The organism is Algoriphagus sp. 10J20-15 (genome assembly GCF_055809615.1).
This window is the reverse complement of the sequence record NZ_JBVVUG010000004.1, coordinates 1-22,403: the sequence shown is the minus strand read 5'-3', so window position 1 is coordinate 22,403 and position 22,403 is coordinate 1. Positions and strand designations below refer to the sequence as shown.

The following is a 22,403-nucleotide window of genomic DNA, read 5'->3' as shown; positions in this document are numbered from 1 at the left end:
TTAAAAACCGCCTAAAATAGCCCTATTCGACATTTTTTATTTCTTAGCAAAATAAGAGTGTATCGAAAACGTACAGTGTTATTTCAGCTTTGGACATAAAAAATCCCCGAACGTAATGTCCGGGGATTCCAATTTTAGCTTTAAAAGCTTATTTCTTCAACGCTTCAGCGTAGTTCGCATTTGCCTGATCCCAGTTGATCACATTCCAGAAAGCGGCAATGTAGCTAGGACGAAGGTTTTGATAATTCAGGTAGTAAGCATGCTCCCACACATCAAGACCGATGATAGGAGTTCCTTTGATTTCAGCTACATCCATAAGAGGATTGTCCTGATTTGCAGTAGATACAATCTCCAAAGTACCAGCTGCAGTTAAAATCAACCAAGCCCAGCCAGACCCAAATCTAGTCGCTGCTGCTTTATTGAAAGCTTCTTTGAAAGAATCGAAGTTGGCAAACTTTGCATTGATCGCATTAGCCAAATCACCAGTTGGTGCTCCGCCTCCAGTTGGAGACATGATTTTCCAGAAAAGGCTGTGATTATAATGACCACCACCGTTATTTCTTACGGCAGTGTTTAAGCCTGCAAGTTGAAGCAATTCTTCTAGCGACTTGTTTTCCAAGTCAGTTCCTGCGATTGCATTGTTAAGATTAGTTACATATCCATTGTGGTGCTTACCATGGTGGATTTCCATAGTTTTTGCATCAATGTGTGGTTCCAAAGCCGTAGTGGCATAAGGTAAAGCTGGAAGTTCGAAAGCCATTTTGTTTTATTTTAAGGTTAAAAGATTGATTAAAAATCTTACAAATAATCTGCCTTAGCAACCAAGTGAAAACGAAAAAGGTTCTTTACAGATCAATTTCCTTTTATTTTCTCAGTTTTTTGAAAAATTCCAGCAAAAGCTGTTCAGATTCTAAGGCAAGACTTCCTGTGAATACTTTGGTTTTGGGGTGGACTATTCCCGGATTGCTTTGCAAATACCCTCTTCTAGGATCAGATGCACCATAATGAATTTCACCGATTTGGGACCAAAAAAGTGCTCCCCCACACATTACACAAGGCTCTAGCGTTACGTAAAGCCTACAATCATTCAGATATTTTGCCCCCATGTAATTCGCAGCGGAAGTAATTGCAAGCATTTCTGCATGAGCTGTTACATCATTGAGCTTTTCCGTTTGATTGTAAGCTTTGGCAATGATTCTGTTTTTAGAAACTATAACAGCCCCAACAGGAATTTCACCCTCTTCAAAAGCAATTTTGGCTTGCTTCAGGGCTTCATTCATAAAGTACTCGTGGCTGTATAGTTCTATTTCCAAAATGGCCTAGAAAAAATCCAGAATCTCGTTTCTCACGCCATCATTGATAATGAATGCGAGAATCAGGGATACCACTAATCCGATAAATGCCTTGGACACGTCATTTCTAGCCATTTTAAAGGCCCTGAATAACCACGCATTTCTCTTCTCTGCCTTCGCGTGCTTACCAAGTGCAATTGCGATTTCTCTACCTCCAAGTAACCCTATAAATACCCAAGTAGTACTCATCGGAACATTGCTATAAAGCTTAAAGTAGAACAGTATAATAGCATAAACGAAGTCAACAATCGTCGCCGCACGAACATCTGTAACGCTTGACTTTTCGTTTACAATTCCTTGGATTTTATCACCTTTCATGTAGAAAAGAAAGCCTAATCCTATAAATACAAACCCTGCATAAATGGAGAATTCTACTGCATCCAATTGTCTTGGAAGAAATACCGCAATATTTGCAGCATCCTGCATGATCCACACTGCCCAAAGTGTCCCAGAGGTAATCCACTGCAGGTAAATCCAATAAGGTGCTGGTTTCCCTTTTAGGTAATTTTTAACAAATCGCTCAAGAACAAACCATACAGCTATTGCGATAGAGAATGCAAGCAGGTACCCCACAAAGCTCTTAAACATCACGCTAACAATAGTCCCAGCTTTGTATGTAAAGACATTCAGCAACAAAAATGTAGTAGAAACAGGCATTCTGAGCCTGGTCATAATCAAAAGAACGATAGGAGCAGCAAGCTGAAGAAATACAAAACTTGTCGGCGCTTTATCCAGACCTGGAACAGATAATCTCTGGTAACTCACGTCTCCACTATAGGTAAACCAGCTGTAGGTAACCGTGCCTACGAATATAAGGCCCATGAAAAGCCATAACCAATACCACTTCTTATTATGATTGGAAGCGATAAAAGTACCGATCGTCTGAATACTGTCATTGGCGATAGCAGAATATGCAGCCAAAGCAAAGCCAAACCACATAGCTGCATACGTATAAGGAGTGATTACCGCAGCGATGGATATGAGTACACAAATGATGATTAGAAAGGGTTTCTCTTTCTTGGTGAAATCAAAGAGGGAGTAAGCACTTTTGGAGAGCTTATCCTGATTAATATTTTGGTCTATTTTTTTCTTGGCCATGATTTGCCTTTTGGTCGGTCGCGCAAAATTAAAGAAGATATCCTTCTATCCATGTTATCAAATTGTTAAGTAACTACAATTCCTCTTCAAAAAGGAAGTTTTGCCTTGTTTTTCGCAAAAAAATTTCAACTTTTGCCCAATATTTTATTAAAAATTTGGATTCTAGGATAGTTCAAGACTCTTTTATAAATCCCTAATCCTGAGGTAAAATAGAATGCGGGAGATTTATTCTAAACTAAAAGATGGAGAGCTTAGAGCCGGAAAAAGATAAAATTAATAAGACCAAAAGCTATATCATGATGCTTTTGGCACTGTTGCTATTCATCTTCGCTATTGATTTGCTCACAGTAGCAATGAGTCATTTGAATAATGACGTAGCCGAAAATATCCTACTCGCTACAAGAAACCCTTTTGTAAGTTTATTTATTGGGCTTTTGATGACTGCCCTAATTCAAAGTAGCTCTACCGTAACTGCCAGTGTTGTAGCAGTGGTAGCGGCGGGCAACCTTACCTTAGAGCAAGCAGTACCTATGGTCATGGGTGCCAATATCGGAACGACGTTAACCTCTACGCTGGTTTCCCTTTCTTATATAATGAATAAAAAGCAATTCAAGCGCGCCCTGTCTGCGGGAATGCTGCATGATATCTTTAATATTTTCACAGTTATTCTTCTTTTGCCGCTTGAGATCTATTTTGGTTTTTTATCTAAGGTTTCAATCCAGATTGCACATTTATTCACTCCGGATGAATCCTACACAGGACCCATCGTCTACAATAAAGTATTTACCAGACCGATTACAGAATGGATCTCGAGCACTATAGATATTCCATTCCTGACCATGATTATCTCCATTTTCATGGTTTTTGCTGCCATAAAGATCTTATCTACATCAGTTTATAAGGCATTCGTTCTGAACAGTTTTCAGGACATTAATAAACTGATTTTCAAAAACCCCTACATGGCTTTCATTTATGGGACTTTCTTCACCGCTGCTGTACAATCGAGTACAGTCACCACTTCCCTGGTTGTCCCTCTTGTTGCCAATAAAAAGGTATCTGTCAAAAAATCCTTCCCTTTCATCATTGGAGCAAACATTGGCACGACCATAACTGCTGCTATTGCTGCTATTTATAAAACAGAAGCCGCTATAGCGCTAGCTTTTAGTTCACTTTCTTTTCAACTTTATTGGGGCTCTGATATTTCTGCCTTTTCCTGCAGTGAGAAATATTCCGATCAGACTAGCTCTGTCTATGGGAAAAGAATCGGTGAAAAGTAAATTTTTAGGTTTTGCCTATATCCTTTTGACTTTCTTCATTATTCCGTTTCTACTGATATATTTCAGTAACGATTAAGTAGTTCGCAGGAATTCATTAATGCTTTTGCAGAGCTAGTCCCAATCCTATCAGCACCAGCATTTATGAGTTGCAGAGCAAAATCCAGCGTTTTGATGCCTCCACTTGCTTTGATACCCACATTGGAAGATAAATTTTCCCGCATCAATTTGATATGTTCCACTTTTGCGCCAGCGGAGGCATAGCCAGTAGATGTTTTCACAAAATCTGCCCCAGCATCCTGACACATCAAACTAGCCTCAATAATTTGCTCTTCATTCAAATTGGCTGTTTCTATAATGACCTTGAGAATTCTCTCTTCCTCGTGGCAAATTTTGGCTATCTGAGCAATTTCTATTTTTGGCCAATTCATCCCAGAATGATAAGCCGTTTGAGACCACACCAGATCTAATTCATCTGCACCTTGACGGATTGCTTCTTTGGCTTCAAATACCTTCGTCGCGGTATCGGTGTATCCAAAAGGAAACCCAACCACCGTGACTAATTGTATGTTTTCTTCGCCTAAATCTCTCCTTACTTTTTTCACCCAAAAGGGAGGAACGCAAACTCCCACAAATTGCTCATCAATAGCTTCTTTAACTAATAAATCCACCTCCGTTCCAGTCATCGTAGGCTTCAAAAGTGTGGATTCCAAAAAGCGATTCAACTTATTCATATTGATTTACAAAGTCATTCAAATAGATAAACTCAATAGTCAAGTCCCCATCCCGTGCAATCGTCGCTCGCTCTAGAATTCCAGAATTATCTTCCAAAAGCGCTGGAATCACCCATTTCATCAATTGAATTCCAAATTCCTGGCTAGCTTCTCGAGGCAACTCACAAGGCAAATTATCAATAGCCATGACCGATATGCTTGTCTGACTTCCAAAGGCAGGAATTTTCTCTCCCGTTTGGCGATCCACATCATACACTGGATCAGTGATTGTGCTGGACGTGATCGTAGTCGGAATTGATCCGCCCACATCACAGCTCACATCAGCAATCACGGAAAGCTGAAAATCCTCGCCTGAGATATCCTTCAATTCAAATAATCTTGGAGCATCTGGATCCCAGTAAGCTCCGGAAATAAGCATCTCGCCCGCCTCTGCAAATTTCTGGAAGTGGCTTTCATACTTTTCAGGGAAGGTGTAAAACTCCTCCTTGTCAAACCCTCCATCTGATTTCCTTCTATTATAATCTGCTGAGCTCAAATTAACATACACTGGCTCTTCAAAATAAAGATGCAGGAAATCATGCACCGAAACTTCGCGAATCTTTAATGAATTCAAAATCTCCTTGGCACCGTTTCCAACACGTCCCGAACCAGTAAGAATAATTTTCACCGGTGGCAATTGCACTTTGGCAAGCTCAGCATGGAGTTCCTTCAGATCTGCGCATTCATAAGCCCGCTTAATCTCAAAAAGGTCAGTCTTTTTTCCATACGTCCAAAACGCATTGTATGCTCCAACTATACCAGCCCACCTTCCAAAAGCCACTACACGATTTCCCAGCTCATTTTTCAATACTTCATAATCAATCAATCGGATTTTTTTGTCCAGTACTGCTTGGAGTAGTTTCCTATTGTAAGGTTGTTTTTTGATCGTATGCGAAAAGAAAAAAAAAGTTTTCCCCTCAATTAAATTGGAAATAGGAACTTCCTTTTACCCCAAAAAGAACATCACAAGTGGAAATATCCTCAACTACTTCAATCCCTGAATCAACAAATTCCTGATCTGTAAAAGCCCTAACAGGACTAGCTTGCACTTGTATGCTGATCTTCCCGGCATATTCCTCCTGAATCCTCTTCAGTTGCTCTGGCGTAAAAGGAACACGTTTATCTGGTGGGTTTTTTCCTTCGCGGATTATTCCGATTTTCATCTGTTTATAATTTGACTTTTATTAGCCATATGGAATCTCGCATGGTTACTAATTATTCCTTCGTGTATCGTTTGCGACAAGCTCGATTTCATAAAAATTATAGTGGCTACGAATTTAATATACTACAATGAGTTATGTACTGCTAGCACTAAGTTGGATCATTTTTTACACAGCCCATTCTCTGATGGCAGCATCCAAGTTAAAAAGAATTTTGGAGGTAAAATGGGGAGACGCTTACAAATGGTATCGATTAGTTTATACCTTAATTTCACTGATACTATTCATTGGCATTTTGATTCAAGCAGTCTTAATTCCGAAAACTACCTTGATTTCAAAAAGCGACTTTACAGACTATCTTGGATATATGCTGGCAGGATTTGGAACAATCATAGCTACTAAATCAAGCAAAAACTACTCAATGAAGCGATTCCTTGGAATTACCCCTAGTGTAGAGAATTCTGAAGAATTGATTACAACTGGTCTTTATGCCAAGGTCCGGCATCCTCTCTATTCTGGATTGTTGTTGATTTTTCTAGGGTATTTTCTATTCTCAGGAAGCCTAACTTCCGTGGTACACCTAAGCTGTTTGGTTCTCTATCTACCTTTTGGGATATACTTTGAGGAAAAGAATCTTGTACTCCAATTTGGCGAAGCTTACCAAAACTATAAATCAAAAGTCCCTGCGCTTATTCCAAAGTTTTGGTAATCAAATCCTGATCAGTTTTAAACCTGAGAAATGAATTTGCCAATTAAAAATTGACTTAGTCCAGTCTAGGCAAACTCAATTTATATTTCATCGACAGCATGCGGATTGCAATAATTACTGAGATCGAGATCAGTAAATTAATATCTCTCGCGACTTCAAATGAATTGATAATTAAATAAACTATTGCACCTGCCAGGCAAGCAGAAGCATAAATTTCCTTCCTAAATAGAATAGGTATTTGATTTGTCAAGGTATCTCGAATTACCCCACCCATCACTGCAGAAAACATTCCCATGATAGCAGCAATCTCAGGCCTCATGCCTAGACTGAGCGCTTTTTCCACACCAAGTACTGTGAAGAAAGCAATTCCCAGGGTGTCAAAAAGAAAGAAAGTTTTACGAAGTCTACTCAGGAAGCGTGGAAAAATAAAGGCAGCTAAAATACCGATAAGAATTGCATACAGAAACTTTACATCTGCGATCCAAACCAGTGGATAACTGTCCAACAAAATGTCTCTAAGTGTACCGCCGCCAATGGCAGTAATAAATCCTGTAAACCCAGCACCAAATAAATCATGCTCAAGCTCTCGGATTGCCAATGCCCCTGAAATTGCAAATACAAATGTTCCAACCAGTTCTAATGCGTATTGTAAATCCATAGTCTGAGCTTTTTGTTGGCTGTTTACAGTTCTTTTTTCATCACAAAAACTCCCATTTCCCTTTGATCCAGCACCAGAACTGTTTTAGGCGCTTCCAAGTAGGTCAATCCAAGTTGCTTAAATTTCTCCAGATGTGCTTCACTAAGTAAAAACCTTTCAGACCCATCAGGTAGCGCGAATCTTCCTCCTCCAAGATCATGGCTTTTTTCCAAAATTCCCCCAAAAGCCGTCGTCATTCGAAACCACAAGGTCCCGCAGGTTTTCAGAACTCTGAGCATTTCATCTATCATCTTCCAGAACTTACTTTCATTTTCGGCAAAATGTAGAACAGCAGAGCAGATCACAGCGTCAAAGGCCGATTGGTGAAAAGGTATCTCTTCCAAGCCAGCAACCTGAAATCGATATGCATCATAACTTTTATTCAGGCTTTTTGCCAGGTAGCGACAGTATTGAACTGCCGTTTCGTTCTGATCAACCCCAAAAACCTGATAACCAGCATTGATGAAGTAAACTGCATTTCTACCTTCCCCGCAGCCTGCATCCAGGATTTTCATATCTGTAGAAAATCTTCCCTTCAGAATCTGATCCAAGAGGTAGATGTCGATATTACCAAGTAATTTATTGAGTTCGGAAATGTTCATTTTCCCAGTTGTCTAAGGCTTGAATTGCTTTTTTTCTCCCAATTTCTATCAATTCCTCCGCTCGATGGAATTCCAATGTTCCTGCTTGATTTCTTGCTATTTGAATCGATATATCAACTTTATGTTTTTCAATCAACAAAGCAGAGAACCGATCTTGAAGCAAATCAAACGAGCGTGTCATCAGGCTTATGGAGCTGAGCGAGGTTTTCTTTTGTTCTTTCACCTGCTCAGGAAAATACTGTCTCATCTTTGTGCGGTAATCTGCTACCCAAGCTGGCATAGAAATAAAGCTTTTACCAGTTGCATCTTTTTTAGGTGGAATAACCAGTTCAGAATCCCCGGCATTTAATCCTACTACTACGATCATATTTTCGTCGGACAGCCGCAAAAGTGAAAGGGGTACAGGATTTAGTACGCCGCCATCAATTAACTCTTGACGATGAAAGCGTGCAGGCTGAAAAACAGTAGGTATACTTCCTGATGCACGAATGGCAGTATACAAGCTTCCTTCTCGAAAAACCACTTCCTTTCCACTGATATAATCTACTGCATTGCAATAAAAGGGGATCTCAAAATCCTCGATTTGACAGTCCTGAACCACTTTTTTCAAGGCATTATAAACCTTTTCTCCTTTGATAAATCCTCTCGAAGAAAAAGTAAAATCCATCAAAGAAAACACATCCAGCCGATCCAAATGGCAAATCCAATCTTTGAATTCGGCCAATTTTCCTGCAGCATACATTCCACCAACTAATGCGCCAGCTGAACACCCCGCAATCTCAGCAATGTGATAGCCACGTTTTTCAAGCTCTTCGATGACACCTACATGCGCTAATCCCCGCGCTCCACCGCTGCTCAAAACCAATGATACAGATTTCCTTTTCTCCATACTTTTTAGGGAATAAACAACTAAATTGACGCCGAAAAACCCTCAACGAAAGTACACATAATGAGCCAATTTAAACCCTTCCACCTCGCTTTCCCAATCCGGGATATTGCAGAAACCCGCGCCTTTTATGGTGATCTACTTGGATGTGAGATCGGTAGAAGCACTGATAAATGGATAGATTTCAACTTCTTTGGTCACCAGCTATCAGCACATATCAAACCTGAAGAATTAGCCTTGGCGCATACAAATACTGTGGATGGGAAATATGTTCCTGTTAGGCACTTTGGAGCAATACTACCCTGGGCAGAGTGGCATGAATTAGCCGACAAACTCAAAGCACATGGAATCGAGTTTGTTATAGAACCATACATTCGATTTCAAGGAGAAGTGGGCGAGCAAGCTACTATGTTCTTTTTGGATCCTTGTGGAAACGCACTGGAATTCAAATCCTTTCAGGATGAAACTCAGATTTTCGCCAAGTAATACTTCGTTTTGAAAAATCACTACCTAGATACCGGCATAGGAAGGATGATAGAAATAGAGGGCAGAGAGCATCTCTATTTCAGTGGTACATCCTATCTGGGAATTGTTCAAAACAATGACTTTCTGGATATATTGGCTGATCGATTGTTTGATTTTGGTTCCAACCATGGGCAAAGTCGACTTAATAATATTCGTCTTCTTATATTCGATGAGTTTGAAGAAGCCTTTGCTGCATCCGCTGGAGCTCCAGCAGCGGCGGTTTTTAGTTCAGGTTATTTGGCAGGAATCGCTGCATGGAAATCCTGCTATAAAAATGCTGAAGTAATTTGGATCGCTCCTGATGCACATTCTGCAATTGTACCTGATGAGTTATCTCCTTCTACTCAATTAAATTTTGTACAATGGAAAAAATCTTGCTTAGAACTATCTGATGAGCTATCACCACGCAAAATTTTACTAATTGGCAATGCGTTGGATCCTTTTCTCTGTGAAATCCACGATTATAGTTGGGTAAAAACCATCGCTAAAAAACACGAAGTTACTTTGCTAATAGACGATAGTCATGCCTTCGGCACCATTGGCAAAAGCATCTACGGCACGTACGAAAACTGGGATGATCCTAACATCAATCTAGTGGTGACAGGCTCACTAGGAAAAGGGTTAGGCCTGCCCGCTGGGATAATCTTAGGTAATGAAAAACACTTGGAAACCATCAAGTCAACTCCGCTTTTTGGAGGAGCCTCACCTGGGTCACCCGCGCACTTGAGCGCTTTTCTGGATATGGAGCATATTTATTTGGAGGCGAAAAGCTGGCTGGAAGATGCCTGTGGAATATTCGCCCAAGAGACAGCCGAGATTGCTCAAATCAGCGGAAGTAGGGCATTTCCGGCATTTGCGTATTCAGATCCATCTTGGGTGAAAGAGTTTGAAAAAGCAGGCATCATCACTTCTTCTTTTCCATACCCTACAGTAGAAAGTCCATCTGTGAACAGAATCGTGATTTCAGCCTTTCATGAACTAGGTGATATCATGTATCTCAATCAAATCATCCAAGGGTTGGTCAAGTAAGTGAGCCTTCAGCCATTTTACTTCACTTCGAAAAATAGATAAATTTAAAAACCATGGAAGTATCAAAGGGCAAAGAACGATTCGAAAGGCATTTCACTCCTTACTTCAAGTATTGGTATAAACTCACGCTCCCAAGTCCTGTACTCTTCGCTTTTGCAACACATTTCACAATTAATAGAGCTATTTCATGGGAATTTATCGTTGAAAGAAACTTCTATTCTACATTCATCTGGTATCTTATTCTCACCAGTATCTCGAACTATTACATTTTCTATAGACCTAACTTGAAGTATCATCAGAGTTCAAGTAAAAATTCAAGTTAAATGAAAAAACCACCTTTCTTATACCGTTCATTTTTCAATTTCTGGTTAGTTTATATACTTCCTGCCAGTATTCTTACGATTATCCTCACGCAGCTTTTCAAGGGCTCCATCAGCTGGGAATTCTTTAAGCTTCCATCCACTTATGTCAAAATGCTGATCTTTCAGGTGATTTTTGGGTTGTGGATGTATTTTCGAGACTTTAAGCCAAAATCACAACAATTTAAAGATGGGCTCTGATCAGCAAATCAATGTTGCCAAATGAAAAACAGTAAGACAAATAAACCTTCTAGTAATCAGAAAATTCCTTTTCTATATCGCTCCTTTTTTAATTTCTGGCTAGCGGTAGTTTTGCCTGCAACAATCATAGCACTGATTATTTCTAAGCTCTATTATAACAATACGATCAATTTAGATCCTCTAAGAGAACTTAACACCTGGTTTTACTTTACCATTCTGCAAGTGTTTGTCACATTTTTCACTTACCTGTGGGTGTATAGATTGAAGGCAAAAAAGTACCAAGAGTAGACTGCAGTTAATTTACGCAATGAAAAATATCCCACTTACGAGTAGAAGGCAAAACAATATAATTTTAAGCCAAATCCAGACTTGATGAAAATCTCTCTTTTAGCTATTCCAGTTCTTCTTATAGTCACTCTTTCCTGCCAAGGAACAAAATCTGAGGAAACCACAATTTTTGAGAGTTTAGACAAGTTACCGTCTGTTTCGGTGAAAGATGTCTCTGCCTTTTCCTTAGGAAATGAGAATGTCCTAATCAGTGGAACTCATCAGGAAATTACCTTAGAAAGCATTCAGCTTTTGAGTGGTATTAGCGCAGCAATCAAAATCGGGGAAGAGACGAGTTGTCTGGAAAACCCAACTTCCTTCACTAAATATCCATTTGCTGCAAAGCAATTTTTCCAACTTGAAAATCAAGGTGTGGAAATAAATCAGCTCCAATACTTAAATAATGATAAGCTTGGAGTCACGCTACTATACTCCCTAAAGAATGTGGAAAACTCTGCGAAAAACGTTCAGTTTCAGGTTCAAGTAAATACCAACCTTAAGCCTAGTGTATTGAAAGACAGCACGTTTGGCCGTGACGCAGCAGATCAGGTTATTTTTGATGAATTGACAGGAATTTTCACAGCAAAAGATGGTGCAAACGACTGGTATGCAGTCTGGGGAAGCTCCCAGCGATTATACTATAGAACCAATCAATTCAAATTGCACCCCAGAAGTATCCGAGTTCGGTGCAAGTACTGGATTAGAAATTTCCATAGAATTGGCAGCAAATGAGGAGCGGGTAATTCCTATTTTCATTGCAGGTTCTGACCAAGGTGAATTCACAGCCATTGAGACGTTAATTGATCTTCGGGCTGAAATACAAACCGATTGGGATGAGCGTTTTGCTGTGATAGATTCTCTTCAACGCACTTCCAAAATCAACATTCCAGATGCAGAAATTCAAGAAGCATATGAATGGAGTAAGTACAAAACAGGATTAGTTGAATTTGAAAAGGGCTTAAAACGGCATAGTAGAGGAGATGACGATAATGAGGAGTTATATAAAGTGATTGAACTGCTGAGTAAGGATTTTGTGGAAAAGGTAGATCAGGCCATTTTCTCCACCAAAGGGACGAGACACTTATCCCCAGGGCATGTGATGATTCAGCCTTTACTTTTAATCTCTCCTTTTGGAATACTACCTGACATTGAAAACCGAGTGACATACATCCGTCCAAGTTTGCCAGCCGATTGGGAGAGCGCTTCACTAGAGAATCTATGGATCGAAGACAACGAAATCAGCATTTACATCAATTCTGCGGATAAGCAACTGACCATAGAAGTTACCCAAACGCAAAAGAAAGCAGGAATTTCCATCGAGCTTCCAGAGAAATACACGAAGGTAAAAGTACTAGGCAAGGAAGTAAGTAACGACACCAAAGATGGATTCCGAAGAATTTTGATGACGGGAGATCATGTGAAGGTAGAGGCAATGTTATGAATTGAATTGTAATTAGTTAGTAAGTATATTATGAGTATTATTCTTACTAGCCATGAAAAAGCTCTTCATACTTTCGATTTCTCTTCTTACCACATTTACCACTTTCGGCCAAGAAACCATAGTAATTGCTAACCTCTCCGGGGTTCCCAATAAAAAAGACATGATCCGTGTCAGTATGGATTTTATAAGTTACCAGCTGGATGAAAACCTGAGCGCTAAGGTGAGTAGCTCATCTGAAATTCCGACCCAAGTGACGTTGATGAAAATCCAATCCAACGGAAAAATCACCGAAAGAGAATCTTTCTGGGTTTATGATGATTCCTATCAAATCACAGGAGACGTAGAAGACTTTTCCTCCCTAAAAATCAGCCCTAATCACCCTTACAATGAAATAGAGAGCGCATTTTATAACTCAGACAAAGAAAGACAAAAGGAAATCATTTCTGAAAACCTAGACAAAGCTGTGGGTGTGCAGCTCATGGCCTCGTCTGTGTCCTATTATTCAGATGAAGAATTGGAACAGCTATTAGCTAAGATTCCAGGGTCTTTACATGCTACAGACTACTACACCAAGACCAAGACTAATTTACTCACGAAGGATGCCCCAAAACCAAAAGTTGGGATGAAAGCCATCGATTTTGAACTGGAGAGTCGCGCTGGCGGAATGGTTTCCCTGTCAGATTTCGATGGGAAATATAGACTGCTGGATTTTTCGAATTCGGGATGTGGCCCATGTTTCATGGCACTGCCTGATATCAAAGAAGCTTATGAAAAATACAGTTCAGAAATAGAAGTTATTTCCATATGGGATGACAAAACCAAAGACATTTGGATGAATTCTTCCAAAAAACACAAAGAACAAATCATCTGGACAGACTTATGGGATGCCGGGGGGCTTGTATCCAGCTTGTATCAAATCCAGATCCTTCCTTCCTATATTTTAGTCAATCCTGATGGGGAAATAGAAAAGATCTGGAACTCGTACAAAAAAGGCAAAATAGTACGCGAAATGGATTCACTCTTTGAGAAAAATTAGACTCATTTTTCCTGACCAAAAGCTGTGAGAATCAGGCTTCTGCTTCCTGCATTCCTACGAAATTCACAAAGATAAATTCCCTGCCAAATTCCCATGTTGAGTTTTCCACCGGAAATGGGGATTTGTAGGCTTGTGTCAAAAAAACTGGCTTTAATGTGCGCAGGCATATCATCCGGACCTTCGTAAGTGTGGATAAACCGTGGATAAGATTCTGGAATTAACTCATTTACAAAGGTCTGGAAGTCCTTTCTGACCGTAGGATCGGCATTTTCATTGATGGTCAATGCTGCGGAGGTATGCTGGATAAAAACCTGTAAAAACCCTGTTCTAATCTGTGATATTTCAGGAATTGCCTCTTCGATTTCATCGGTGATCAAATGATAACCTGATGGATAAGACCGTAAACGAAGTTTGTGCTGGAAAAACTGAGTCATATCATAAAGATATAACTCAGATAAACAGATTTACCTTTTCCAACCAATTTGATTGGTTTAGTTTGAAAATCGAAATTCAAAAGCAAGGGCACTTCCTGACTGTGGTACTTTAGGCTCTTTTTTGCCAAGGGATTATATTCCAAAGCTTTTTCCACCCAAAACTCCCAGTCTTCATCCATATCGAATCCTTCTGGATCCACATAAACAAAGCCTTTCATCGGTCTCCCGGTGAACTCCATTGGACGACAACCTTTTCGCTTCATACATTCCTCCTCAGCAAATTCCCCTACCCGCACCATCAACCTGTCTTCTTTGGTATGCTTCTCCTGATTTAGACCAATGCACATTTTATCTTCCAACATGAAAAGCATTCCTCCCATCATTCTTTTGGAAGTAAACGAAACACCATGTCTCCTAAAACTAGTAGCCAATCGCTCAGCTAAATACTCATCGTAGGCCATAGAGAAGAGTTAGTTTATCATTTCACAAGAGCAAGATAAATTGAAGGGCCATCGCAGGGCGCACTTCCACCAACCAACATCCCGTTTTCTTCAATTGTCAAGTACTCAAGATTGGCAGAACAGCTGTTTCTCAACCTGTCCTCAGGAAAAAACAATTTATAATTGGTGCTTTTACCGCCAACTTCATATATCAACTCTTCCTTTTCAAAGAACCCAGTGATTGAATCATCTCCGACAGTTTTTAAAAAACTACCGTCTTTTTTGAATAGATAGGTATAGCTAGAGTCTGTTACCGACTGAAAACCTGAATCTCCAGCAAAGCCATTACTCTGCCAACCTGCTATTTTCCAAGTCTGAGGAAATTCATCATACGGATCTTGATTTTCCTGACAGGAAAATATAATTGTCGTAATCAGAAGAATGAAAAGGGAGCGCCTCATGAAGGGTCGATTAAAATATACAAACCAAATACGAAGCTTAATCTCAAATCGCTACAAATCAGATCTTCTCAATGAAGTTTTCCAAAACCCCAACCTCATCGATTCCAATTCTCACTTTGTCTCCCACTTCTAAGGTAAAATCATCCGGTACAATTCCTGTTCCCGTCATGAGAAAACAACCAATCGGAAAGGTGTTCCCGCGGAAAAGCCAGCCTGCTAATTCTTTTGGTTTCCGCTTTAACTGTGTCAGAGGAGTCTCCCCAACAAAAGCTAAAACATCATCCCGGAAGATTTCCAATCGGATATTCGCAGTTTCTTCAATCGCTTTATCTGTAATGAAAAGACAAGGCCCAATCGCCGCACAACCTGCATAAACCTTCGCTTGAGGCAAATAAAGGGGATTTTCTCCCTCTATGCTTCTACTGCTCATGTCATTGCCGCAGGTATATCCTTGGATTTTTCCGGAGGGAGACACCACCAAAGTCAATTCTGGTTCTGGTACATCCCAAGTAGAATCCTTACGAATATTCACCGCAGATCCAGGAGCTGAAACACGGCTGGCAGTAGCTTTGAAAAATAGCTCCGGACGATCGGCATTGTAAACCTTATCGTAAAAATCTGCTCCACCAGCATCTTGAGATTCTTCCATTCTAGCAGTACGACTGCGGAAATATGTCACACCAGCAGCCCAGATTTCCTGATTTCCCATAGGTGCCAAAATACCTTTCTCCAGAAATTCATTTCCTTCTTCAGAAGGTATTTCTTTCCAGGATTTGGATTCAGTTACCAAATGCTCTTTTAGGTTTTCCTGAGCCAGAAGCTTATCCCAATCCATTGCTGGGCCTAAAAAAGTTTGATTTTGATACTCTAAGAGTGTGCCCTCAGGCAGTTTATAAATTTTCATAGGTTAATAGGGTTTGATCAGAAATTTAGGAAAAAGAATTGAGAGATGAGTCAAAGACTCAGACTAAACCCATTTTATCATCTTACAACGTAGTCTTTGGTAAAATCAATTTTCCACTCCCCAGATTTGCGTAGCAGTTTTTCCACATTACCTTTGCTATTAGATCATAGGGGGTGCCTTAACAAAACGGGCTGAGATCATACCCATACGACCTGATCCGGGTAATGCCGGCGAAGGGAAATGAACAAGCGTAGTAGAAAAGAGAATCATTAATCTGAAGAGGTACCCTTCGGGACTTTTGATTTTGTCATTGCTACAGGGTAAACAATAACGGAGAGCTTCCCTAGAGCTTTCTCATGTTTCACTCAATCTTCCGAAAGGGAAAATTACACATGAAAAAAGTACTGTTAAACCTGGCATTTTGCCTGTTTGCAATTTCCACTTGGGCACAAAATAGTCTCAGTGGAAAAGTAGTGGATGGCTCAAGCGGCGAACCACTAATCGGAGCGTCAGTCTGGACCGAAAAGCAAGGCCGTGGAGCGGTGACGGATGAAAACGGAAATTTTATAATTACCAAATTAAAAGAAGGCGAGATTCAACTCCGGGTGTCGTATGTTGGCTTTGAAACACTTCAAAAAAGCCTCAGCGTGCCTTTAGCAGGAGAATTAAGGCTAGAGCTAAATCCAACAGATCTCCTGTCAGAAGAGTTTATTGTCTCTGCGACTAGAGCATCTGCGACTACTCCAACTACTTTCCAGACGATTGATAAGGCTGAACTTGCCAAAAGAAATCTGGGACAGGATATCCCGATTCTTTTGAATTTCACCCCATCTGTAGTGACAAATTCTGATGCTGGAGCCGGAATCGGCTATACCAGCATGAGTATCCGCGGATCGGACCAAAGCCGAATCAATGTGACCGTCAATGGTATTCCTATGAATGATGCAGAATCACATGGCGTATTTTATGTCAATATGCCGGATTTTGCTTCTTCCGTAGACAATATCCAAATCCAGCGGGGTGTTGGAACCTCCACTAACGGAGCTGCAACCTTTGGAGCCAGTCTGAACATTCAAACAGATACCCGGAAAGATGAACCCTATGCTGAAATTTCCAATTCTGTAGGTTCCTTTAATTCTTGGAAGCATACAGTAAAAGCAGGAACAGGACTTTTGAATAACCGGTTTGCGGTGGATGCCGAGACTATCCAAAATCACCTCTGATGGCTATGAATGGATCGCGCATTTTCTGATTTGAAATCTTTCTTCGTCTCTGGAGGATACTATGGTGAAAACCACGTAGTAAAATTGAATGTTTTCTCAGGAAAAGAACAAACCTATCAGGCCTGGTGGGGACTTCCGGAATCAAAGCTCGAAGAGGATAGAACCTATAACTACTACACGTACGACAATGAAACTGACAATTACCAACAGGACCATTATCAACTGATTTACACCGGAAAAATTGGTTCAAATTGGAAAACAAATGCGGCGCTTCATTATACTTATGGGCGGGGCTATTATGAGCAGTTCCGTGAAGATGATGATTTTGCAAGTTATGCTCTTCCTAATGTAGTAATCGGAGGAGAACACCATTTCCAGCACGGATATCATCCGCAGAAGATGGCTAGGACCATGACTTCTTTTGGGGGGATCCCGTTCTTCTGTCAATTATATCTCGAATGATGGAAAATGGGATGTCATCTTAGGCGGTGGAGCCAATCGCTACGACGGAGATCACTTGGGCGAAATCATTTGGGCGAGAATTGCTGGAGAAACCAATATTCGGGATCGTTATTATGACAACAATGCTGTGAAGGACGATAGAAATATCTATTTGAAAGCAACGCACGAAATCAGTCCTGGATTGAATCTCTTTGGGGACTTACAGTTGCGTGGGATTGATTACGCGTTTCATGGAGTCAACGACGATCAAAGAATCGTAGATGGCAATCAAACCTATACCTTTTTCAATCCAAAATTCGGTTTGAGCCTATGAGCGAAGCAATGGGCAGGTGTGGTATGCGAGCTATGCTGTAGCGAATAGAGAACCAAAGCGTTCGGACTTTACGGATAATCCCATCACTGAAATCCCTAGACCAGAACGATTGAATGACATCGAAGCTGGAGTAAGAGCTCAAAAAGGCAAGTTTAATTACAACGCCAATTTCTATTACATGGATTATAAAGACCAATTGATATTAACTGGTCAGATCAATGATGTGGGAGCATACGTTCGAGAAAAAAAATGTCGCGAGTTCTTATCGTGCCGGAATCGAGCTTTCGGGTGGTTATCAAATTTCGAAGGCCCTTACTGTAGGTGGAAATCTGACACTGAGCCAAAACAAGATCAAGGAGTTTACCGAGTATGTGGACGATTACAGCACAGAAGAATTCCAGCAGGAGGCGTTTACTTACGAGGATACGGATATTGCGTTTTCTCCAAATGCTATTGCATCTGCAATCCTAGAGTATAAACCAATCGAGAACCTTTCGTTGAACTGGATGTCGGAAGTATGTTGGAAAACAATTCTTGGATAACTCAGCCAATGACAGTAGATCACTGGATTCTTTTTTCACCAAATGATATCCGAATCAGCTACCAAGTGCAACCGAGATTCTTCAAAAGCTTAGAAGTGAACTTGATGGTCAATAATATCTTCGATGGAAATGCATGAACCAAATGGCTACACGTTTAGCTATTACATTCCCGGAGATTCTGGAAGAGAATTGATTACAGAAAACTACTATTATCCGATGGCTGGGACCAATTTTATGTTGGGGCTGACTATGAAGTTTTAGAAAAAAATAATCGAAGCGCTGAATTACTCCAGATATTTTGGAAAAAATCAGCGCTTCTTTTTTGCTTTAGAAAGATGAATTTTTCAAATCCCAAAACCCTTTTTAATTTCCTCCAAAGCAGCTACCGCATCCTTTTCTTTTGCAAAATCAAGTGCTAAAAACTTGGCTCCATTTGATAGCAATACACATTTATAAATAGTTACGTCGCGCGAAAGAGTTGGGCTAATCCCATTTGGAGTATTTGTACTTCGAAAGCTGTGTAGAATCAACTCCGCATTCTCGATCTTAGGTAGCTCTTGCCAATCTCCAATTTTAATCCATAGTATACTTTGATATGCTTTAAATCTGTTCCTATGAAAATCAATTTGAGTTCCTGTATAAATTGAAACCATAACCAACCCAACGAAGAAAGAACCACCGCCAACAATTCCTATCTTTTGCGGATCTGTACTGGCTTGATGGAAGACTGGAACAAGTAAAACAATGATACCAGCTGATATTAAAATGACACCTAATAATCGAGGGCCATTAATTCCAGAACTTCCAGTTTTATAGTTGAATCGGGACAAAGTGATCTTGGTTTAGGGTTTATGTAAAGGTTTTCGCATTTTCTTTACATATAAGAGACGACATGTAAAGCGGCTTTACATAGGTCTTGAAAAAAGCTTGAGCAAAAGATTTATTCAACCTGAAAAATCTTTTTAGCCTTTGTCTCAACCTCCGCGCTCCTGGCGATTATAAAAAGAATGCATTAATCCGGAAACACACTTTTATCCATTCCTGGCACAATACGAAGCGCATTTTTATAATATAATTTCTTCAAGACTTCATCCGAAAGTCCCAAGCCATACATTGCCCAAAAAGCGTGATATTTTTTGTAATAAGGGAAGTATTCATCATCTGTTTCCAACACTCTGAAATAGGTGTAATACTCTTCCTTGTTGTAAGCATCTTTTCCAAAAAGCACTCTATCCTGATATTTTTCAAAAAACTCCTTTGCACGTCTAGGTTGCCTGCCAAACTCAGCGATAACTGCCCCAATTCCAAAATTGACATTTGGGTATTTCTCCAAATGAGCACTGGCTGCATCAAGATCGTTTGCCATCCAACCCATGTGTGCGTTGATGAATGTAGTCCCGGGATGCTTTTCAAAAACATGGTGCTGCTCAGCCATGATTTGCTCAAATGGTGCTGGATTGTCATCTCCTCGTGCCCTATTAGGGTGCGTTTTCAACTCTAACCAACGCTCATTATTAGCATCCATTTCCTGCCAAAACTGCGCTGGGTCCGCTGAATGGATGATTACCGGAATCCCCAATTCACCAGCTTTTGCCCATACTGCATCTAAATCAGGATGATCCACCGGAACTCGATTTCCATCCACATCATTCACATTCAATCCTAGACTCTTATAGATCTTCAATCCACTTGCTCCAGCAGCCACATCTTCTTCCAGCTCCTTCACTGCGATCCGAGTCCAGTTTTCATCTCCAAATCCTGCAAAATTCAAATTGGTGAAAACCATAAATCGACCAGGGTGCATGCGTGTTAAATTCTTTAATCATGTCCTTGATATAATCCTGCTGGGAATTGCTATTTCCCCGTCCAAAACCTCTTCCACTTAGATTGACCAGAACCCCCATGTTTAACTCATCCATTTCCCCAACCAACTGATCAATCCTTTCTTCATTGATTCCTCCCTGATGACTGTGAATGTCTACGAATGGAAACTTTGCTCTTTGAACTGGGTGCTCAGGGACTTTCAGCGTAGATGGAGGGTTATATTCCTCAAAACTCATTTCTTGAGCTAGTAATGCATTTCCGAAGAAAAGAAAGGCAGATGCAAACAATAGTTTTGTAGAGGTATTCATAGACTAGCTTTTAGGGTTCGATAGGCTTGCTTACGCAAAATATTATACAAGAGTTAGGGGTTTTGAAAACAGAAAATCCCGATAAGCTACTCAGGATTTTTTGTTTAATTAATTATCTGGTTGTTCCTCCCTGGATTACCTGCCCAAAGAAGATGGCATTCATATAGAGTTTGTTTGTTCCAAACCAGAAAGCCCGGAAATTCATATTATCTGCAAAAGCAACAATGCGTCCTCTACCAATACCGGAAACCTGAATTACAGAACCATTTTGAATTCCAGGAAGATTGGAAGGGTGAAGATACCCTGATGCAAGAGGCTGATCAGTGTAAACAAGTGGATTTGCATAGGGATTATCCGAAGGCTCCATGAACAAATTATCATTCCTGAAGGTGTGAATATCTGAGTTTAGATAACCATAGCCGATGGGATGAGTCAGGTCTAGCGTGGCATTGAAGATTGCTCCACCTGTAACTTTTGCACCTGATTCATTTTCATAGTCCGCATAGCTTTTTTGTAAGCTTTTTTCAGGCTCGGCTCTATCACGGAACTTGAAATCGGCCACTTCATTTTGTGCTAGGAACTGAAGTGCTCCACCTTTGGCTAGTAAAGTACCTCCACTTGATACCCAAGACCTCAAGGTTGCAGCGCCAGACTTGCCAAGACCATTATATCTGCCATCGGGCATTAGGATCACGTTGTATCTATCCACTGTGCTTCCTCCTATATTATCCATCGGAAGGAGTGTGATCGGAATTTCAAAACGCTGATCCAGTAGATGCCAGATCTCTCCGGCTTCGTAACTATCCACGCCACCTTCTATTAGCAATGCGATTTCTGGCTTATCAAGAGCCATAATATTTGGAGAACCAATATTCAAACCGCCAGTATATCCACTTGTCAATCCATATATATCTACAGTCGATACGCTCGCTATTTCAGAGAGCTTATTGAAAAAAGCCTGATCATCCAATCCACTTTCCCCTTTTCCAATCAGTAAAGTACCTCGTCCAAACGTCTTACCGTCTGCTGTGGTAAATTCCCCTGTAGCTACTCTTACCTGAAAATCAGCGTTCATCAATTTGAAGGCAGCTTTTGGCGCATAATAATCCGTCCACTCCATCGCATACTGATAAGCTCCTGCTTCACCGATTACTTTTCCGGGAGCTAAAGCAATAGAGCTTTTCGAGATTTCATTCACACTTGCCAAATTCAAAATCTGACTATTCAAGGCCATATAATCCAGATTGAAAGCCATAGGATAAGTCCAAGCAGAAATATCATAGAACAAGCTATCCTTGAAGGTGTTTCTTGTTTCAAACATTGCCTTGATCAATCTGATACTGCGGCTGATCTGCTGGCACGATATAGGAATTTTCTTTATTGAATTCTTCACCATTTACCGTGATGCTCGTCATTTAAGCTGAATACTTTAATGTCATGCTGAAGGATCAAATCAGCTAGATGATAGCTTCTTGCATCATCTTCCTTACTTCCAAAAAATGTAAGCCTTATTCACATCTGCATCCACTTCCTTTTGAATGTCACTATAGAAATCCTTCATGAATTGATTTAATTCCTGACGCATTTCTTTAGCTGCCTGAAAAGAGGGAAGATTGGCCGTGAATTGATTTCTGATGGTAAAAGGAAAGCTGAGCATCCCATTTACACTTTCCTGCAAATGGCCTCGGGAACTGGCTTGCTCAAATAAAATACCTATGGAACCTTGGACATCCGGGGTAGGTTGAGCCTTTTCCATAGTAGTAATCATCGGAATTCTCCTGATTGTAGTAAAGGGAGCCAATTTGGTCCAAAGCTTTCGCATGGTATGTGCCTATTTTCTTTGTCAGTTCAAAGTTTTTCTCAGGTGTCAAAGGGTGCATTCTAGCTGGTACACCTGGCTGGAAAAAGAGGTACTATTTGTTCCCATTTCATGAAAATCCAAGTGGATATTAGGAAGCCATTCTTGGAACACACGAACTCTGTTTCTTGATTCTGGATGCTGTACTGGTAACCAATCTAGGTG

At 40.4% G+C, this 22,403-nt stretch carries 27 protein-coding genes, 1 pseudogene and 1 riboswitch; of the genes and pseudogenes, 10 read left to right on the top strand and 18 right to left on the bottom strand.

Features of this window, described 5'->3' with window-relative positions:
• Positions 1–148: 148 nt before the first annotated feature.
• The 3 genes from AC0L6R_RS01825 to AC0L6R_RS01815 form a co-directional block, all read right to left on the bottom strand.
• Entirely contained in the window at positions 149–760 is a 612-nt protein-coding gene (locus tag AC0L6R_RS01825; RefSeq protein WP_473269689.1) for a superoxide dismutase, read from the bottom strand.
• Between the two features lie 103 nt (positions 761–863).
• On the bottom strand, positions 864–1,307 hold the full coding sequence (locus AC0L6R_RS01820) for a nucleoside deaminase (RefSeq protein WP_283412534.1): 444 nt from the start codon (positions 1,305–1,307) through the stop codon (positions 864–866).
• A gap of 12 nt (positions 1,308–1,319) precedes the next feature.
• Positions 1,320–2,450, bottom strand: coding sequence for a hypothetical protein (locus tag AC0L6R_RS01815; RefSeq protein WP_283411884.1), 1,131 nt, complete (start codon positions 2,448–2,450; stop codon positions 1,320–1,322).
• A 242-nt stretch (positions 2,451–2,692) separates the two neighbouring features.
• On the opposite strand from AC0L6R_RS01815, the gene AC0L6R_RS01810 reads away from it, so the two are divergent.
• Positions 2,693–3,727, top strand: a complete 1,035-nt coding sequence (locus AC0L6R_RS01810; protein WP_473269687.1) for a Na/Pi symporter — start codon at positions 2,693–2,695, stop codon at positions 3,725–3,727.
• 62 nt (positions 3,728–3,789) lie between these two features.
• Here AC0L6R_RS01810 and deoC read toward each other — a convergent pair whose 3' ends face one another.
• From deoC to AC0L6R_RS01795, 3 genes are all read right to left on the bottom strand, one after another.
• A complete protein-coding gene (gene deoC, locus AC0L6R_RS01805; RefSeq protein WP_473269686.1) occupies positions 3,790–4,458 on the bottom strand; it encodes a deoxyribose-phosphate aldolase in 669 nt (222 codons plus the stop codon).
• A complete protein-coding gene (locus AC0L6R_RS01800) occupies positions 4,451–5,323 on the bottom strand; it encodes a Rossmann-fold NAD(P)-binding domain-containing protein (protein WP_473269684.1) in 873 nt (290 codons plus the stop codon). Before AC0L6R_RS01800 ends, deoC begins: the two co-directional genes overlap by 8 nt.
• Before the next feature lie 91 nt (positions 5,324–5,414).
• Positions 5,415–5,660 carry a hypothetical protein gene (locus tag AC0L6R_RS01795; protein WP_473269683.1) on the bottom strand — a complete coding sequence of 82 codons (246 nt, stop codon included), beginning with the start codon at positions 5,658–5,660 and terminating at the stop codon, positions 5,415–5,417.
• Positions 5,661–5,787: 127 nt separating this feature from the next.
• Between AC0L6R_RS01795 and AC0L6R_RS01790 the strand changes: the two genes are divergently transcribed.
• Entirely contained in the window at positions 5,788–6,366 is a 579-nt protein-coding gene (locus tag AC0L6R_RS01790) for a methyltransferase family protein (protein WP_473269681.1), read from the top strand.
• Between the two features lie 55 nt (positions 6,367–6,421).
• Here AC0L6R_RS01790 and AC0L6R_RS01785 read toward each other — a convergent pair whose 3' ends face one another.
• From AC0L6R_RS01785 to AC0L6R_RS01775, 3 genes are read right to left on the bottom strand one after another with little or no spacing between them, the layout of a single operon-like run.
• Positions 6,422–7,024: a trimeric intracellular cation channel family protein gene (locus AC0L6R_RS01785; RefSeq protein ID WP_283411889.1), complete on the bottom strand. Its 603-nt coding sequence runs from the start codon at positions 7,022–7,024 to the stop codon at positions 6,422–6,424.
• 23 nt (positions 7,025–7,047) lie between these two features.
• Positions 7,048–7,665 carry a class I SAM-dependent methyltransferase gene (locus tag AC0L6R_RS01780; RefSeq protein ID WP_473269678.1) on the bottom strand — a complete coding sequence of 206 codons (618 nt, stop codon included), beginning with the start codon at positions 7,663–7,665 and terminating at the stop codon, positions 7,048–7,050.
• Positions 7,643–8,554, bottom strand: a complete 912-nt coding sequence (locus AC0L6R_RS01775) for a patatin-like phospholipase family protein (RefSeq protein WP_473269676.1) — start codon at positions 8,552–8,554, stop codon at positions 7,643–7,645. Before AC0L6R_RS01775 ends, AC0L6R_RS01780 begins: the two co-directional genes overlap by 23 nt.
• Before the next feature lie 60 nt (positions 8,555–8,614).
• Between AC0L6R_RS01775 and AC0L6R_RS01770 the strand changes: the two genes are divergently transcribed.
• The 7 genes from AC0L6R_RS01770 to AC0L6R_RS01740 all read left to right on the top strand — a co-directional run bounded on the left by AC0L6R_RS01770 (position 8,615) and on the right by AC0L6R_RS01740 (position 13,469).
• Positions 8,615–9,037: a VOC family protein gene (locus tag AC0L6R_RS01770; protein WP_283411892.1), complete on the top strand. Its 423-nt coding sequence runs from the start codon at positions 8,615–8,617 to the stop codon at positions 9,035–9,037.
• A 9-nt stretch (positions 9,038–9,046) separates the two neighbouring features.
• On the top strand, positions 9,047–10,105 hold the full coding sequence (locus tag AC0L6R_RS01765; RefSeq protein WP_473269675.1) for an aminotransferase class I/II-fold pyridoxal phosphate-dependent enzyme: 1,059 nt from the start codon (positions 9,047–9,049) through the stop codon (positions 10,103–10,105).
• A 323-nt stretch (positions 10,106–10,428) separates the two neighbouring features.
• A complete protein-coding gene (locus AC0L6R_RS01760; RefSeq protein ID WP_283411895.1) occupies positions 10,429–10,665 on the top strand; it encodes a hypothetical protein in 237 nt (78 codons plus the stop codon).
• Between the two features lie 21 nt (positions 10,666–10,686).
• Positions 10,687–10,953, top strand: coding sequence for a hypothetical protein (locus AC0L6R_RS01755; RefSeq protein ID WP_473269673.1), 267 nt, complete (start codon positions 10,687–10,689; stop codon positions 10,951–10,953).
• A gap of 84 nt (positions 10,954–11,037) precedes the next feature.
• Positions 11,038–11,724, top strand: coding sequence for a hypothetical protein (locus tag AC0L6R_RS01750; protein WP_473269672.1), 687 nt, complete (start codon positions 11,038–11,040; stop codon positions 11,722–11,724).
• Positions 11,711–12,433: a hypothetical protein gene (locus AC0L6R_RS01745; protein WP_473269671.1), complete on the top strand. Its 723-nt coding sequence runs from the start codon at positions 11,711–11,713 to the stop codon at positions 12,431–12,433. Before AC0L6R_RS01750 ends, AC0L6R_RS01745 begins: the two co-directional genes overlap by 14 nt.
• Before the next feature lie 52 nt (positions 12,434–12,485).
• Positions 12,486–13,469 (top strand): TlpA family protein disulfide reductase, encoded by a 984-nt coding sequence (locus AC0L6R_RS01740; RefSeq protein ID WP_473269669.1) that lies wholly within the window; start codon positions 12,486–12,488, stop codon positions 13,467–13,469.
• A gap of 2 nt (positions 13,470–13,471) precedes the next feature.
• Here AC0L6R_RS01740 and AC0L6R_RS01735 read toward each other — a convergent pair whose 3' ends face one another.
• From AC0L6R_RS01735 to AC0L6R_RS01720, 4 genes are read right to left on the bottom strand one after another with little or no spacing between them, the layout of a single operon-like run.
• A complete protein-coding gene (locus tag AC0L6R_RS01735; protein WP_473269668.1) occupies positions 13,472–13,903 on the bottom strand; it encodes a secondary thiamine-phosphate synthase enzyme YjbQ in 432 nt (143 codons plus the stop codon).
• Complete coding sequence (locus AC0L6R_RS01730) at positions 13,900–14,364, bottom strand: TfoX/Sxy family protein (RefSeq protein ID WP_473269667.1); 465 nt, start codon at positions 14,362–14,364, stop codon at positions 13,900–13,902. The genes AC0L6R_RS01735 and AC0L6R_RS01730 overlap by 4 nt, the downstream gene beginning before the upstream one ends.
• Before the next feature lie 17 nt (positions 14,365–14,381).
• Complete coding sequence (locus AC0L6R_RS01725; protein WP_473269665.1) at positions 14,382–14,804, bottom strand: hypothetical protein; 423 nt, start codon at positions 14,802–14,804, stop codon at positions 14,382–14,384.
• Between the two features lie 58 nt (positions 14,805–14,862).
• On the bottom strand, positions 14,863–15,708 hold the full coding sequence (locus tag AC0L6R_RS01720) for a fumarylacetoacetate hydrolase family protein (protein ID WP_473269664.1): 846 nt from the start codon (positions 15,706–15,708) through the stop codon (positions 14,863–14,865).
• Between the two features lie 159 nt (positions 15,709–15,867).
• Positions 15,868–15,964: riboswitch (TPP riboswitch) on the top strand.
• 136 nt (positions 15,965–16,100) lie between these two features.
• On the opposite strand from AC0L6R_RS01720, the pseudogene AC0L6R_RS01715 reads away from it, so the two are divergent.
• Positions 16,101–18,509: pseudogene (locus AC0L6R_RS01715) on the top strand (TonB-dependent receptor).
• 83 nt (positions 18,510–18,592) lie between these two features.
• Here AC0L6R_RS01715 and AC0L6R_RS01710 read toward each other — a convergent pair.
• The 5 genes from AC0L6R_RS01710 to AC0L6R_RS01690 form a co-directional block, all read right to left on the bottom strand.
• On the bottom strand, positions 18,593–19,078 hold the full coding sequence (locus AC0L6R_RS01710) for a hypothetical protein (RefSeq protein WP_473269663.1): 486 nt from the start codon (positions 19,076–19,078) through the stop codon (positions 18,593–18,595).
• 182 nt (positions 19,079–19,260) lie between these two features.
• On the bottom strand, positions 19,261–20,052 hold the full coding sequence (locus tag AC0L6R_RS01705) for an amidohydrolase family protein (protein WP_473269661.1): 792 nt from the start codon (positions 20,050–20,052) through the stop codon (positions 19,261–19,263).
• Positions 19,994–20,380 carry a hypothetical protein gene (locus AC0L6R_RS01700; RefSeq protein WP_473269660.1) on the bottom strand — a complete coding sequence of 129 codons (387 nt, stop codon included), beginning with the start codon at positions 20,378–20,380 and terminating at the stop codon, positions 19,994–19,996. Before AC0L6R_RS01700 ends, AC0L6R_RS01705 begins: the two co-directional genes overlap by 59 nt.
• 112 nt (positions 20,381–20,492) lie before the next feature.
• Positions 20,493–21,701 carry a hypothetical protein gene (locus AC0L6R_RS01695; RefSeq protein ID WP_473269658.1) on the bottom strand — a complete coding sequence of 403 codons (1,209 nt, stop codon included), beginning with the start codon at positions 21,699–21,701 and terminating at the stop codon, positions 20,493–20,495.
• Between the two features lie 165 nt (positions 21,702–21,866).
• Entirely contained in the window at positions 21,867–22,202 is a 336-nt protein-coding gene (locus tag AC0L6R_RS01690; protein ID WP_473269657.1) for a hypothetical protein, read from the bottom strand.
• Positions 22,203–22,403: the final 201 nt, after the last annotated feature.